The 13267-nt window shown below is 68.9% G+C and carries 10 protein-coding genes, 2 pseudogenes and 2 CRISPR repeat arrays (1 of these 14 running past the window's edge); of the genes and pseudogenes, 8 read left to right on the forward strand and 4 right to left on the reverse strand.

From position 1 onward, the window contains the following. Nucleotides 1-149: direct repeats of the CRISPR family, unit length 37 nt; unit sequence GTTGCAGTGGGCTTAAATGCTCACTGAGGATTGAAAC; it begins 2386 nt to the left of the window's first position. 3 nt (nt 150-152) lie between these two features. Further along, nucleotides 153-677 (reverse strand): IS630 family transposase, encoded by a 525-nt coding sequence (locus MEICH_RS0115700; protein WP_027893404.1) that lies wholly within the window; start codon nt 675-677, stop codon nt 153-155. Further along, nucleotides 674-1195 (reverse strand): winged helix-turn-helix domain-containing protein, encoded by a 522-nt coding sequence (locus MEICH_RS0115705; protein WP_027893405.1) that lies wholly within the window; start codon nt 1193-1195, stop codon nt 674-676. Before MEICH_RS0115705 ends, MEICH_RS0115700 begins: the two co-directional genes overlap by 4 nt. 67 nt (nt 1196-1262) lie before the next feature. After that, nucleotides 1263-4510: a CRISPR direct-repeat array (repeat unit 37 nt; unit sequence GTTGCAGTGGGCTTAAATGCTCACTGAGGATTGAAAC). 254 nt (nt 4511-4764) lie between these two features. On the opposite strand from MEICH_RS0115705, the gene MEICH_RS0115710 reads away from it, so the two are divergent. The 8 genes and pseudogenes from MEICH_RS0115710 (at nt 4765) to MEICH_RS0115755 (ending at nt 11333) form a co-directional block, all read left to right on the forward strand. Further along, nucleotides 4765-5343: an HD domain-containing protein gene (locus MEICH_RS0115710; protein ID WP_027893406.1), complete on the forward strand. Its 579-nt coding sequence runs from the start codon at nt 4765-4767 to the stop codon at nt 5341-5343. Nucleotides 5344-5494: 151 nt separating this feature from the next. Further along, nucleotides 5495-6598: an ABC transporter ATP-binding protein gene (locus MEICH_RS0115715; protein ID WP_027893407.1), complete on the forward strand. Its 1104-nt coding sequence runs from the start codon at nt 5495-5497 to the stop codon at nt 6596-6598. Nucleotides 6599-6616: 18 nt separating this feature from the next. Then, a complete protein-coding gene (locus tag MEICH_RS30240; protein WP_051304261.1) occupies nt 6617-7525 on the forward strand; it encodes a universal stress protein in 909 nt (302 codons plus the stop codon). 23 nt (nt 7526-7548) lie between these two features. Next, on the forward strand, nt 7549-8151 hold the full coding sequence (locus tag MEICH_RS0115725; protein WP_036219464.1) for a YIP1 family protein: 603 nt from the start codon (nt 7549-7551) through the stop codon (nt 8149-8151). 34 nt (nt 8152-8185) lie between these two features. Continuing rightward, nucleotides 8186-9149 (forward strand): annotated as a pseudogene (locus MEICH_RS25445) (CapA family protein). A gap of 45 nt (nt 9150-9194) precedes the next feature. After that, nucleotides 9195-10148, forward strand: a complete 954-nt coding sequence (locus tag MEICH_RS25450) for a universal stress protein (RefSeq protein WP_051304262.1) — start codon at nt 9195-9197, stop codon at nt 10146-10148. Continuing rightward, nucleotides 10145-10840 (forward strand): dienelactone hydrolase family protein, encoded by a 696-nt coding sequence (locus tag MEICH_RS25455; RefSeq protein WP_051304263.1) that lies wholly within the window; start codon nt 10145-10147, stop codon nt 10838-10840. Before MEICH_RS25450 ends, MEICH_RS25455 begins: the two co-directional genes overlap by 4 nt. Nucleotides 10841-10877: 37 nt before the next feature. Further along, entirely contained in the window at nt 10878-11333 is a 456-nt protein-coding gene (locus MEICH_RS0115755) for a hypothetical protein (RefSeq protein WP_051304264.1), read from the forward strand. A 77-nt stretch (nt 11334-11410) separates the two neighbouring features. Here MEICH_RS0115755 and MEICH_RS0115760 read toward each other — a convergent pair whose 3' ends face one another. Further along, complete coding sequence (locus tag MEICH_RS0115760; protein ID WP_275052628.1) at nt 11411-11893, reverse strand: delta-60 repeat domain-containing protein; 483 nt, start codon at nt 11891-11893, stop codon at nt 11411-11413. Between the two features lie 3 nt (nt 11894-11896). Continuing rightward, nucleotides 11897-13174, reverse strand: a pseudogene (locus MEICH_RS25460) (delta-60 repeat domain-containing protein); the annotation flags it as partial. Between the last annotated feature and the right edge of the window lie 93 nt (nt 13175-13267).

A 13267-nucleotide genomic window follows, 5' to 3' on the forward strand; every position in this document is an offset into this window, starting at 1 on the left:
ACATCGAGTACGTGGGCCAGGGCTTCGCCCTCGGCCTGTTGCAGTGGGCTTAAATGCTCACTGAGGATTGAAACTCTTGTCCCCCTTGGCTACCCTGCCGGGTGCGGGGATGTTGCAGTGGGCTTAAATGCTCACTGAGGATTGATACCCTTTCATGCTGATGCCTTCGCCCTCGGCCACCAGTGGAAGAGGGTGTGCCGCCGCAGGGTCTTTGGGTCCCCCTCCAGGACCCGGCACCGCTCGGCCACCCCCTCCATCATCTCCTGCAGGTCCTGGAAGTACCGGTTCGCCACCGCCTCGTTCACCAAAGGCCACACCCGCTCCACCGGTTGCAGCTCGGGGCTGTAGGGGGGCAGAAAGACCAGACGTATCCCTTCAGGCACCTCCACCTTGGGGGAGACGTGCCACCCCGCCCGGTCCAGCACCACCCAGGCCTCCTCTTCCTCCCGCAAGGCGGCCCTGAACTCCCGCAGCACCCAGCCCATCACCTCGGTGTCCATCCCGTCTACCAGCAGGCTCAGGTTCTCTCCCGTCTCCGGTTCCACGAAGGTGCACACGTAGAACCACCGGTACCGGTGTGCCCCCACCGCCAAAGGCCGCTTCCCCCGCCGGGTCCACACCCGCCGGTACACGGGCCTAAGCCCCAGGCGGTGCTCGTCGTAGGCCCAAAGCCTCACCCTCCGCCCCTCCGCCCTGGCCCGCCGGACCTCGGCGAGGAGGTTTTTTTAAAGGCCTCCTGCGCCTCCATGTCCGCCCTCCGGTGCCGGGGCCTTGGGGTGCGCAGGGAAAAGCCCATCTCGTGCAAGAGGCGGTAGATGGGATAGAGGGAGACCTTCTTCCCCAGTTCCCGCTCCACCCAGTCCCGCAGCTTGGGACCCGTCCATAGGCCCCCGTCGGGAGGAGGACCCTGCAAAGCCTCCAGGACCCTCGCCTGCTCCTCGGGGGTCAGCTTGGGCCTCTGCCCTGGGTTATGGTGCCGCCTGTCTTTTAGGGCCTCGGGGCCTTCCTGGTGGTAGCGCCTCACCGTTGCCTGCACCCAGCGGGAGCTGTTCAAGGTGATCCTGGCGATCTCCTTGGCGGTGAGCCCCCGCTTGGCGTGGTAGACCGCCAGGAAGCGGGTCCTTTCTATCGGATCCTTGGCCTTCTTGACCCTCCGCCATAGCTCGCTCAAGGTTAGATGGTCGGCTACGGTCATAAACGAAGGATACAACAGGAAAGGGTATGAAACAGCAGCTCCTCGAGGTCCACCCCGAACAGCGCGTGTTGCAGTGGGCTTAAATGCTCACTGAGGATTGAAACTTGGTGAAGGCCCTCCCGCTCGGATGGTCGGTGGTTGCAGTGGGCTTAAATGCTCACTGAGGATTGAAACTACCTGGCCCTCACGGTCAACCGTTACGGCTTCTGTTGCAGTGGGCTTAAATGCTCACTGAGGATTGAAACTGCGTGGTCTACAGCCGCGACGTGGACCTCACCGGTTGCAGTGGGCTTAAATGCTCACTGAGGATTGAAACGTCCCAGGCCCTCGCCACCGCCGTGGACTCCTACATGTTGCAGTGGGCTTAAATGCTCACTGAGGATTGAAACATGAACCCGTAGCCGCCCGGCCCCGTGACCACGTTGCAGTGGGCTTAAATGCTCACTGAGGATTGAAACGTATAGGTGTCGCGGTTGTAGGCCCAGCGGCCCGCGTTGCAGTGGGCTTAAATGCTCACTGAGGATTGAAACGTTGATGAATACCTCATAGACCTCAACGCCACCGCCGGTTGCAGTGGGCTTAAATGCTCACTGAGGATTGAAACCCCTCGAGCAGCTTGCGGCCGCTGCTGCCGAGCTGGTTGCAGTGGGCTTAAATGCTCACTGAGGATTGAAACCTCCTCCACCAGCGGCGCCCCCCGGGCCACCTCATCCGTTGCAGTGGGCTTAAATGCTCACTGAGGATTGAAACACCCGCACCGGCAGCGGGGCCTGCCGTGCATGGATGGTTGCAGTGGGCTTAAATGCTCACTGAGGATTGAAACTACGCCGCGCTCGAGGCCCACGCCCCCCTGACGGTTGCAGTGGGCTTAAATGCTCACTGAGGATTGAAACTGCTTCGCCACCCAGCTCAACCGCCGCCCCTCCGGTTGCAGTGGGCTTAAATGCTCACTGAGGATTGAAACCAGCCGAGCGCGGTGGAGGAGTCGAACACGACGGGTTGCAGTGGGCTTAAATGCTCACTGAGGATTGAAACTTGTTCGCGCCGCCCGCCGTACTGGGCAGGGCCGAGTTGCAGTGGGCTTAAATGCTCACTGAGGATTGAAACTGCTCCGGGCGGGCCTTGGGGTGGATGACCTTCCGTTGCAGTGGGCTTAAATGCTCACTGAGGATTGAAACGGCGGGGGGTGGGGGCCGTGAAGGCGGCGCTCGAGTGGGTTGCAGTGGGCTTAAATGCTCACTGAGGATTGAAACTTGGCGACCTCGTTGGTGCCCAGCGCGCCGCCGGTTGCAGTGGGCTTAAATGCTCACTGAGGATTGAAACCTGCCGACGCGAGCAGCCTGACGGGGAGGACCCGCCGTTGCAGTGGGCTTAAATGCTCACTGAGGATTGAAACGGGCGAGAGCGGGCCGAGGAAGCAGTCCACGTGGGTTGCAGTGGGCTTAAATGCTCACTGAGGATTGAAACTGCATCCCGACCCCGACCTCAACCCCGACTTCGTTGCAGTGGGCTTAAATGCTCACTGAGGATTGAAACAAGAATAGGCTCGGCGTGTGCTTGCTGGGGGGGGTTGCAGTGGGCTTAAATGCTCACTGAGGATTGAAACTTGCGGTAGGTTCCACGGGCACCGTCAACCCCCCGTTGCAGTGGGCTTAAATGCTCACTGAGGATTGAAACGCCAAGAAGCTGCGCGAGAGCAACGTCCCCGACGGTTGCAGTGGGCTTAAATGCTCACTGAGGATTGAAACCTCGAAGGTGGCCGGGCCATCGTGGACGGGAGTTGCAGTGGGCTTAAATGCTCACTGAGGATTGAAACTCATAGCGCACCCGGACGGTCATCTCACCCTCGGTTGCAGTGGGCTTAAATGCTCACTGAGGATTGAAACCCCTGGATGACGTTGATGGAGTTGAGGGCCTCCATGTTGCAGTGGGCTTAAATGCTCACTGAGGATTGAAACAAGATCATCGCCAATCGGCGGGTGGTCAACAAGGTTGCAGTGGGCTTAAATGCTCACTGAGGATTGAAACGAGCGCACGATGGCCGCGTGGCGGGACACGATGCGGGGTTGCAGTGGGCTTAAATGCTCACTGAGGATTGAAACAAGGGGGGTAAGCCGGTGCTCTGCCCTTGTGCCAGGTTGCAGTGGGCTTAAATGCTCACTGAGGATTGAAACCTGGAGTGGCTCTTCGGCCAGGGTTACGCCATGTTGCAGTGGGCTTAAATGCTCACTGAGGATTGAAACGGGCTCGGGGATAAAGGGGCGGGCGGGCATCCGCACGTTGCAGTGGGCTTAAATGCTCACTGAGGATTGAAACACGAAGGCCCCCGGTATCGGCAGGCGGAGGGGGTTGCAGTGGGCTTAAATGCTCACTGAGGATTGAAACTCCTCGAACAACGTCCCCAACACCGCCGGGGCGGTTGCAGTGGGCTTAAATGCTCACTGAGGATTGAAACCACATCCGCCGCGCCAGCGCCACCAGCTCCTCGTTGCAGTGGGCTTAAATGCTCACTGAGGATTGAAACGTCGGGGTAGAGCGGAAGAGGACTCTACAGGGCGCGTTGCAGTGGGCTTAAATGCTCACTGAGGATTGAAACCCTCCGTCTCGTCGTAGTGGCGAAGCTGGACGCTCGGGTTGCAGTGGGCTTAAATGCTCACTGAGGATTGAAACACCGCGAGCTACCTCCTGGGGCTCGGCACCAGCCCGGTTGCAGTGGGCTTAAATGCTCACTGAGGATTGAAACCGCAACTCGCGCAGGCGGGAAGGGTCGTTCCCCTCGTTGCAGTGGGCTTAAATGCTCACTGAGGATTGAAACATCGATATCGAGGGCGAAGTCCTCGGGGATCGTTGCAGTGGGCTTAAATGCTCACTGAGGATTGAAACTATCTGCCCCTCAACAGCGCCCCCGCCTCAAGCTAGTTGCAGTGGGCTTAAATGCTCACTGAGGATTGAAACTCGACCCACAGTGCCAGGGTGCCCTCGAGGTTGATGTTGCAGTGGGCTTAAATGCTCACTGAGGATTGAAACCGCAAGACCTACCTGCGGGGGAGATTCCGCCTCGAGGTTGCAGTGGGCTTAAATGCTCACTGAGGATTGAAACGCACGGACATGATTAGCGGCTTGCAGGGGCATGTGAGTTGCAGTGGGCTTAAATGCTCACTGAGGATTGAAACTGCCACGGCCACCTCCCCGTGGCGAACACGCCGTGTTGCAGTGGGCTTAAATGCTCACTGAGGATTGAAACGCACTGTGCAGGGACATGGGAGGGGACGGGCTACGTTGCAGTGGGCTTAAATGCTCACTGAGGATTGAAACTTGGATGCTGAAACCAATCTTGCTATCCTCAGGGTATACTTTGCTTATCCCACACAGCGTTAGCGTTCCTCCCGCCTCAATCCTTCCGAGGCGGTCCGGAGGAACCTGCGACGACAAAAGCTCAACAGGAGGAAGTGTGAACGAACGCCATGCTAGCAATGCTCCAGCCCTCGGCCGTCCCCTGCCCGGGGTCTCCCTCACCCCGCCCTGGCGCGGGAGCGGCTCGAGCCCGGCCAGCATGAGAGGGGGCAGAAATGCTGAGTGAGCGCTTCAGAGAGGCCCTGGGCCTGGCCTTCGAGCTGCACAAGGACCAGAGGCGCAAGGGCACCGACGTCCCGTACCTCGCGCACCTCCTGGCCGTGAGCGCGATCGTCCTGGAGCACGGCGGGGGCGAGGACGAGGCCATCGCCGCCCTGCTGCACGACGCCGCCGAGGACCAGGGCGGGAGGGAGACCCTCGAGCGCATCCGCCGGCGGTTCGGGGAGCGGGTGGCGGCCGTCGTGGAGGGCTGCACCGACGCCTGGGAGGAGCCCAAGCCGCCGTGGCGGGGGCGGAAGGAGGCCTACCTGGCCCACCTGCCCGGGGCCGACGCCCGGGTGCGGCTGGTGTCCTGCGCCGACAAGCTGCACAACGCCCGCGCCATCCTGGCGGACTACCGCAGGCTGGGCGAGGGCCTGTGGGCGCGGTTCCAGGGGGGTAAGGAGGGGACGCTGTGGTACTACCGGGCCCTGGCCGACGCCTTCCTCGAGCACGGCCCCCCCGAGCTGGCCCGGGAGCTCGACGAGGTGGTGAGGCGGCTCGAGGCGGAGGCGACCTCGAGAGGGGCGAGCTAGCAGCGCGAGCCGCGGGACCGGAGCGGGTGCGTGTCCCTCGAGCCGCCCGCGCTAACAGGAAGCACCCCACGAACCCCGGGGGACGGCTTCGGTAATAGCCCGGTAATGCCCCGCCCCTAGCCTGGGGCTAAGAACCCACCTGGGGGCGGTTATGGCGAGAGTCGTGCTCGAGCACATCACCAAGCGCTTCGGCAAGGTCGTGGCGGTCAAGGACTTCAGCCTGAGTATCCGCGACAAGGAGTTCGTGGTGCTCGTCGGGCCCTCGGGCTGCGGCAAGACCACGGTGCTGCGGATGATCGCGGGCCTGGAGGAGCCCACCGAGGGCAAGATCTACATCGGGGAGCGGCTGGTCAACGACGTGCCGCCCAAGGACCGTGACATCGCCATGGTCTTTCAGAACTACGCGCTCTACCCCCACATGAGCGTCTACGACAACATGGCCTTCGGCCTTCAGCTGCGCCACACGCCCAGGGCCGAGACCGAGGCGCGGGTGCGGGAGGCCGCCCAGACGCTGCAGATCGAGCACCTCCTGGAGCGGCGGCCCCGCGAGCTCTCGGGCGGGCAACGCCAGCGCGTGGCGCTGGGCCGGGCCATCGTGCGCAAGCCGAGGGTCTTCCTGATGGACGAGCCCTTGTCCAACCTCGACGCCAAGCTGCGCGTGGAGATGCGGGCCTCGCTGGCCGAGCTCCACCAGGAGCTGGGCGTGACCACCGTCTACGTGACCCACGACCAGATCGAGGCCATGACCATGGGCTACCGCATCGTGGTGATGCGGGCGGGCGCGATCGAGCAGGTGGACACGCCCCTCGAGCTCTACAACAAGCCGGTGAGCAAGTTCGTGGGCGAGTTCATCGGCTCCCCGGCCATGAACTTCCTGCGCGGGACGGTGGCCGGGGGGCACGTGGTGAGCCCGCACATGGACATCACGCTCCGGGACGAGCTCAGGCGCGCCCTCGTGGCCTACGAGGGGCGGGAGGTGTGGGCGGGGTTCCGCCCCGAGAACCTGTCGCTGGGGGGCGCGGCGGCCGTGGAGAACGTCATCCGCGCGAGGGTCAAGCTGGTCGAGCCCGTCGGGGCCGAGACCATCATCATCGCTACGGTGGGGGGTGAGGGCGTCACGGCGCGGGTCGAGGCCGAGGCCACCGCCAGCGCCGGGGAGGACGTCACCCTCGTCGCCCGCCCCGACAAGGTGCACGTCTTCGACGTGCAGACCGAGCGCAACATCCTGTTCGCCGCCCCTGCGGTGGCGGCGTGAGGAGGAAGGACGGAGGCCATGGCCCAGACCCGGCTCGAGACCCTGTTGATCGCCACCGACGGCAGCACGGGAAGTGAGAAGGCGGTGCGGGTGGGCCTCGAGCTCGCCCGGCGCCTGGGGGCCGAGGTGGAGTTCGTCAACGCGGTGGAGCACGGCGAGGAGCCGGCCGACGCGCACCTGGCGACCGGCCTGACCCTGCTCCACGACCTCGACCGCCACCGCGGCAAGCTGGCGCTCGAGCAGGCCACCGGGCTGGCCGAGGAGGCCGGCGTGCGGTCGCGGGCCCTGCAGCGCTCGGGCCACCCCGAGCAGGTGATCCTGGAGCGGGCCGGGGAGGCCGACCTGGTGGTGATGGGCACCCACGGGCGCGGCGGCCCCGGGCGCTGGGTGCTGGGCTCGGTGGCCGAGGCCGTGCTGGCCCGCAGCCCCAAGCCGGTGCTGGTGGTGCACGAGTCCTACACCCCCCGCCCCGGGGCAGAAACCGACTTCCAGCGCCTCCTGATCGCCACCGACGGCAGCGGCTGCAGCGAGAAAGCCGCCCGGCTCGGCCTCGAGCTCGCCCGGGCCCTCGGCGCCGGGGTGACCTTCCTGTACGCCGTCGAGGAGGCCTGGCGCCCCAGCGCCTCCGCGCTCCCCCTGGCCGAGGCGCTGGGCCTGATCGAGCGCGACACGCTGGCCCAGGCCGCGGCGCTCCTCGAGGCCGCCCAGGCGCAGGCGCGCGAATCGGGGGTGGACGCGGAGGTGCGGCTGGCGCAGGGGCGGGCGCGGGGGTGCATCCTCGAGGCCGCCCGGGAGCACGACCTGGTGGTGATGGGGACCCACGGGCGCACCGGGCTGGACCGGCTGGTGCTGGGCTCGGTGGCCGAGGGGGTCATCCGCCGCAGCCGGGCGCCGGTGCTGGTGGTGCCCTGCCCGGGGCTGGGGTGAACGCGCGGTCGCCGGGGGCTGACGTGACCCAGGCCGAACCCCCCATGAACCTGCTGCGGCTGTGGTGGACCGCGGTGGTCCGCCCCGGCCGGGCCTTCGCGGAGGTGGGGCGCAGGCCCGCGCCGCTGTGGGCCTTCACCGTGATATTGGCCTTCAACCTCCTCATCTCCCTCACCACCACCCTGGGCCGCGTCCTCGGCGGCGGGGAGGTGCTGCTGCCCTCCTGGCTGACCTTCCTGCCCGACGACCGCTACCTCCTCGCCGAGCTGTTCTTCCTGCCGGCGGTGCGCATGGCCACCTGGCTGCTGGGCGCGGCCGTCGTGTACCTGGGGGCCCGGCTGGCGGGCCGGCCCGCCGACATGGACCGGCTGCTGCAGGTCGGGGGCGTGGTGTACCTGGTGGTCATGCCCTACACCTTCGCGGTCGACTGGACGACCCTGGCCTTCGGGGCCTTCGGGATGGGCCTGATCGTCTACGTCCACGGGGTGGTGGACCTGGTGTGGTCGGTGGCCCTGCAGGTGGTCGGCCTGCGGGTGCTGCTGGGCCTACCGGCCGGGCTGGCGCTGGGCCTGACCCTGCTGAGCACCCTCTTCACCCTGCCGCTGCTGATGATCTTCGCCCGCTGAGGCCGTCATGGTCGTCGCACTGGCCGGGGACACGATGCTGGGGCGGGTGGTCAACGAGGCCCTGCTCCGCCACGGCCCGGCCTACCCCTGGGGCGACGTCCTGCCCGAGCTGCACCGGGCCGGCGCCCGCGTCGTGAACCTCGAGTGCGTCGTCGCCCGGCGCGGCACGCCCTGGGGGCGCTGGCCCAAGGTCTTCCACTTCCGGGCCAACCCGGTGGCGGTGGACGCCCTGAAGCTGGCCCGGATCGACTGCGTGGCCCTCGCCAACAACCACGTGCTCGACTACGGGGAGGAGGCCTTCGTGGAGATGCTGGGCCTGCTGGAGGCGGCGGGGATCGCCTACGCGGGGGCGGGGCGCAACCTCGAGGAGGCCCGCCGCCCGGCGGTCCTGGAGGCCGGGGGGCTCCGGCTCGGCGTCGTGGCCTTCACCGACAACGAGCCCGGCTGGAAAGCCGCCCCGGCGGCCCCCGGGACCCACTACCTCCCGGTCTCGCCCGGGTCGGTGCCGGCGCTGGGGGAGGGGGTGGCCCGGGCCCGCGCGATGGGGGCCGAGTTGGTGGTCGTCTCCGCCCACTGGGGGCCCAACATGCGCCTGCGCCCCGCCCCCGCCTTCCGCGAGTTCGCGCGCGGTCATCGAGGCCGGGGCCGACGCGTTCTACGGGCACAGCGCCCACGTGTTCCAGGGCGTCGAGGTCTACCGGGGCCGGCCCATCCTCTACGACTGCGGCGAGTTCGTGGACGACTACGCCGTGGACCCCGCGCTGCGCAACGACTGGGGGCTGCTGTTCGGCCTCGAGGTCGAGGGGGGCCGGGTCCGGCGGGTGGCGCTGACCCCCCTCCTCATCGACGGCTGCCAGGTGCGGCGCGCGGCGGGGGAGGACCTCGAGGCCATCGCCGCGCGCATCCGGGAGCTCTCGGCGGAGATGGGCACCGAGGTCGGAGGAGAAGGGCACCGGCTGTGGGTGGAGTGCGGGGAGGCTCAGCCCCGCCGCCGGTAATGCCCGGGTAACGGTCCGGGTGTCTCATCAGGATAGGAGGTGGGCATGTTCGGCAAGATCCTGATCGCCGTGGACGGCTCGAGCTGCAGCGAACGGGCGGGGCGGGTGGGGCTGGCCTTCGCCCGGGGGCTGGGCGCGGAGGTGTGGGTGGTCCACGTCGTCAAGGCCCCTCCGGCCTACCTCGAGGCCGGCGCGGGCGCGGCGGAGGCCGAGTCCTGGGCCGAGGCGCTGCTGGGGAGTTGGCGCGAGCTCGGCCGCCGGGCGGGCCTCGAGCCCCGCACCGAGGCCCTGCGCCACGACCACGCCGGGGAGGGCATCGCGGAGGCGGCCGGGAGGCTGGGCTGCGAGTTGGTGGTGCTGGGGACGCACGGCCGGGAGGGCCTGCGCCGGGTGCTGCTGGGCAGCGTGGCCGAGCGGGTCTGTAGGCTCTCGCCGGTGCCGGTCCTGCTGGTGCGCGGCGACGGCGGGGTGGAGCCCGCCACCGGGGCGTTCGGCCGCATCCTGGCCCCCGTGGACGGCAGCGCCGCCGCCGAGGCCGCCTTCCGGGTCGCCGACCGGCTGGCGGTGCGGCTGGGGGCCGAGCTCCACGTGCTGCACGTGGTCCCGCCGCTGGCCGTCCCGCTCCCCGAGCCCTGGGGCGGCGCGACGAGCGTGCTGTACGCCTGGGCCGAGATCGAGCGGGCCCTCGAGCAGGAGGAGCACGCCATCCTCGCGGCCGCCCAGGCCCGGGCCTGCGCCGCGCGGGTCACGACCGCCAGCGTCAAGGCGGGCCACCGGCGCGAGGCCGACTGCATCGTGGAGTACGCCCGCGACAACGGCACCGACCTCATCGTCATGGGCACCCACGGGCGCACCGGCCTCGAGCGCCTCCTGCTGGGCAGCGTCGCCGAGGGGGTGGCCCACCACACGCCCGTCCCGCTGCTGCTGGTGCGCCCCGGCCAGGCCGGGGGGCTCGAGGCGGCCCTGAGCCCGGGCCGGGAGAAGGAGGAGTCGCGATGAACGACCTGCACCAGATGGTCCGAATACCCCTGGACGACGGCTCCGAACACCTGGGGGGCGACCTGGCGGTACCGGCCGGGGCGCGGGGCATCGTCCTGTTCGCGCACGGCAGCGGCAGCAGCCGCCTGAGCCCCCGCAACCGCTACGTGGCCGAGGAGGTCCAGAAGGCCGGCCTCGCCACGCTGCTCCTCGACCTGCTGACGCAGGGCGAGGAGGCCCGGGACCTCGTCACCCACGAGCTGCGCTTCGACATCCCTCTGCTGGCCCGGCGGCTGGCCCTGGCCACCGGCTGGGCCTCGAGGCAGCCCGCGACCCGGGGCCTGAAGGTCGGCTACTTCGGGGCGAGCACCGGGGCGGCGGCGGCCCTGGTGGCCGCGGCACAGCACCCCGAAGCGGTCGGGGCGGTGGTCTCGCGCGGCGGGCGGCCCGACCTGGCGGGCCCGGCGCTGGCGAGGGTGCGGGCCCCTACCCTGCTCATCGTGGGCGGCCGGGACGGGCCGGTGATCGAGATGAACAAGGAGGCGCTCGAGGAGATGCGCTGCGAGAAGGAGCTGGTGGTCATCCCGGGGGCCACGCACCTCTTCGAGGAGCCCGGGAAGCTGGAGGCGGTGGCCCGCCTGGCCACCCTCTGGCTCGCCCGGCACCTCGACGCCCGCTCCTCCGGGAACGAGCACCCCGTCCGGTCGCGTTGAGCCCCGGCCCGGACCCGCCGGGCCAGCGAGGTGAACCATGGAAGGCAAACCCACCACCGACATCCCCACCGGCGACATCGACACGCTGATCTCGATCCTGTTCAAGAGCTACCCCGGCGGCCTGCGGGGCGAGCGGGAGGCCCTCGTCCGCTCGCTGATGGCCGAGGGGTTGGACCTGGGGGACGCCGAGGAGGCGCTGCGCTGGCTCGAGGAGGCCCGCCACGCCCACCTCGTGGGGGACAACTGGGTCTTCACCCGCCACCCCGTCGGGCTGCCCGAGCTGCTGCGCAGCCTCGACGAGGAGTACCCCGCCTTCGTGGGCCGCGACCGCGACGAGCCCCGCGCCGAGGCCGCCGAGTTCATCGCCTCGCGGATGGGCCTCGACGAGGACGTAGCCCGGGAGGTGCTCGAGGACCTCGAGGCCGCCGGCTACGCCGCCCTCGACTACGACCCCGAGGAACAGCGCACCCGCATGCTCTTCCGCAAGCCCTGACCAGCGCGACGCTGAGGGCCGGGTCTCGAGACCCGGCCCCGCAGCCGGACTGCCGCGAGGAACGCCGTCGGAAGGGTTCAGGGCCAGTAGCGGGCCACGGCGAACTCGAGCTCGCTCTGGGCGCCCCGGAGCTCCCGCCACCCGGCCACCACGATCCTGCCGTCGGCCTGCAGGCGCATGGCCAGGAGGGAGTCGGCGGCGCCGGCGAAGTCGGTGACGACCTTGCCGTCGGCGTCGAAGCTCGCGTCGAGGCTGCCGTCGGGGTTGTACCGGGCCAGGGCGAAGCTGGAGGTGTAGCCCCCGCCCGCCCCGCCCCCGCTGCCCCCGGCGGCCACGATCTTGCTGCCGGGCTGGAGGGCTAAGGCGAAGATCACGTCGCTCCCCCCGAGGTCGGTGGTCACGACGCCCTGGTCGCCGAATTGCGTGTCCAGGGTCCCGTCCGGGTTGAAGCGGGCAAGGGCGAAGTCCTGGCCAGGGGTGTACGCCAGCCCTCCCACCACCAGCTTCCCGTCGGGCTGGACGAGCAGGGCGAACGCCTTCGACCCGCTCCCCGCCTTCACGGTGACCAGGCCGTCCCCGCCGAAGCCGGCGTCCAGCGAACCGGCGGGGGGTTTGGGGGGCGGGGTGATGCAGGCCGTCAGCAGCAGCCCCAGCCCGATGATCGCGTACCTTCGCATGGGTCACCTCCTCGAGCCCGGCGCCCTGAGCCGGCGGGTCACCCCTCGAGCGCCTCAGGGCCAGTAGCGGGCGAGGGCGAAGTTGGCGCCGGCCCCTCCGGCCGCCACGATCCTGCCGTCGGGCTGCACGGCCACCGCCCCGGCGAAGTCGTAGCCGCCGAAGTCGGTGAGCGCCCTGCCGTCGCCGTCGAAGGCGATGTCGGGGGTGCCGTCGGGCGTGTAGCGGGCGAGGGCGAAGTCGCCGCCGCCGCCGTCGTAGCTGTGCCCGGCCAGCACGATCTTGCCGCCCGGCTGCAGCGCCATCCTGTAAGCGTCGTCCTGCTTGCCGAGGTCGCTGACGACCACCCCGCCGGCCCCGAAGCCGGTGTCGGGGGTGCCGTCGGGGTTGTAGCGGAACAGGGCGAAGTCGAAGTCCTTCACGTAGCGCACCCCGCCCGCCACGATCTTGCCGCCCGGCAGCACGGCCAGCGCCCGGATGCCCCCGCCGCCGATGTCCACCCGGCCGTCCGAGCCGAAGGCGGGGTCCAGCGAGCCGCCGGGGGTGTAGCGAGCCAGCGCGTCGCCGTCCCCGAAGCCGCCCGCCACGATCTTCCCGTCGGGCTGCAGCGCCAGGGCCCAGACCCCCTCGTTGCCGCCGAAGTCGCTGACGACCTTGCCGCCGGCGCCGAAGTCGGGGTCGAGGCTGCCGTCGGGGCGGTAGCGGGCGAGGGCGAAGTCGGCCTTCGCGCCGGCGCTCCAGCCCGCCACGACGAGCCTGCCGTCGGCTTGCAGCGCCAGGCCGTAGGCCTCGTCCCGCCCGCCGAAGTCGGTCGTCACCTTCCCGCCGCTGCCGAAGTCGGGGTCGAGGCTACCTTGCGGGGTGTAGCGGGCCACGGCGAAGTCGTAGTTGCCCGCGGAGCGGCTGACCCCCGCGACCAGGATCTTCCCGTCGGGCTGAAGGGCCAAGGCCTGGGGCTCGGCGTAGTCGCCGAACACGGTGATCGCCCTGCCGCCGTCGCCGAAGCCGGCGTCGGGGGTGCCGTCGGGGTTGAGGCGCAGCAGGGCGAAGCGGCCGTTGCCGAAGCCGGCGGCCAGGATCTTTCCGTCCGGCTGCAGCACGAGGGCCTGGGCGAAGTCGTTGCCGCCCAGGTCGCCGACGTACCTCCCGCCCGTGCCGAAGCTCATGTCCAGCGAGCCGGGCGCCTCCCTCACCACGCCCAGGCTCAGCGGGGTCTGGCGCGAGGTGGCGCCGGAGGTGCCGGTCACGGCGGGGCTCCA

Origin of the sequence: Calidithermus chliarophilus DSM 9957 (genome assembly GCF_000430045.1) — a bacterium.
GTDB lineage: Bacteria > Deinococcota > Deinococci > Deinococcales > Thermaceae > Calidithermus > Calidithermus chliarophilus.

Excerpts from the sequence above, each read along its gene's own strand:
- MEICH_RS30240 (WP_051304261.1), top strand. The coding sequence starts at position 6,617 with ATGGCCCAGACCCGGCTCGAGACCCTGTTGATCGCCACCGACGGCAGC.
- MEICH_RS0115705 (WP_027893405.1), bottom strand. The coding sequence starts at position 1,195 with ATGACCGTAGCCGACCATCTAACCTTGAGCGAGCTATGGCGGAGGGTC.
- MEICH_RS25455 (WP_051304263.1), top strand. The coding sequence starts at position 10,145 with ATGAACGACCTGCACCAGATGGTCCGAATACCCCTGGACGACGGCTCC.
- MEICH_RS25450 (WP_051304262.1), top strand. The coding sequence starts at position 9,195 with ATGTTCGGCAAGATCCTGATCGCCGTGGACGGCTCGAGCTGCAGCGAA.
- MEICH_RS0115710 (WP_027893406.1), top strand. The coding sequence starts at position 4,765 with ATGCTGAGTGAGCGCTTCAGAGAGGCCCTGGGCCTGGCCTTCGAGCTG.
- MEICH_RS0115755 (WP_051304264.1), top strand. The coding sequence starts at position 10,878 with ATGGAAGGCAAACCCACCACCGACATCCCCACCGGCGACATCGACACG.
- MEICH_RS0115715 (WP_027893407.1), top strand. The coding sequence starts at position 5,495 with ATGGCGAGAGTCGTGCTCGAGCACATCACCAAGCGCTTCGGCAAGGTC.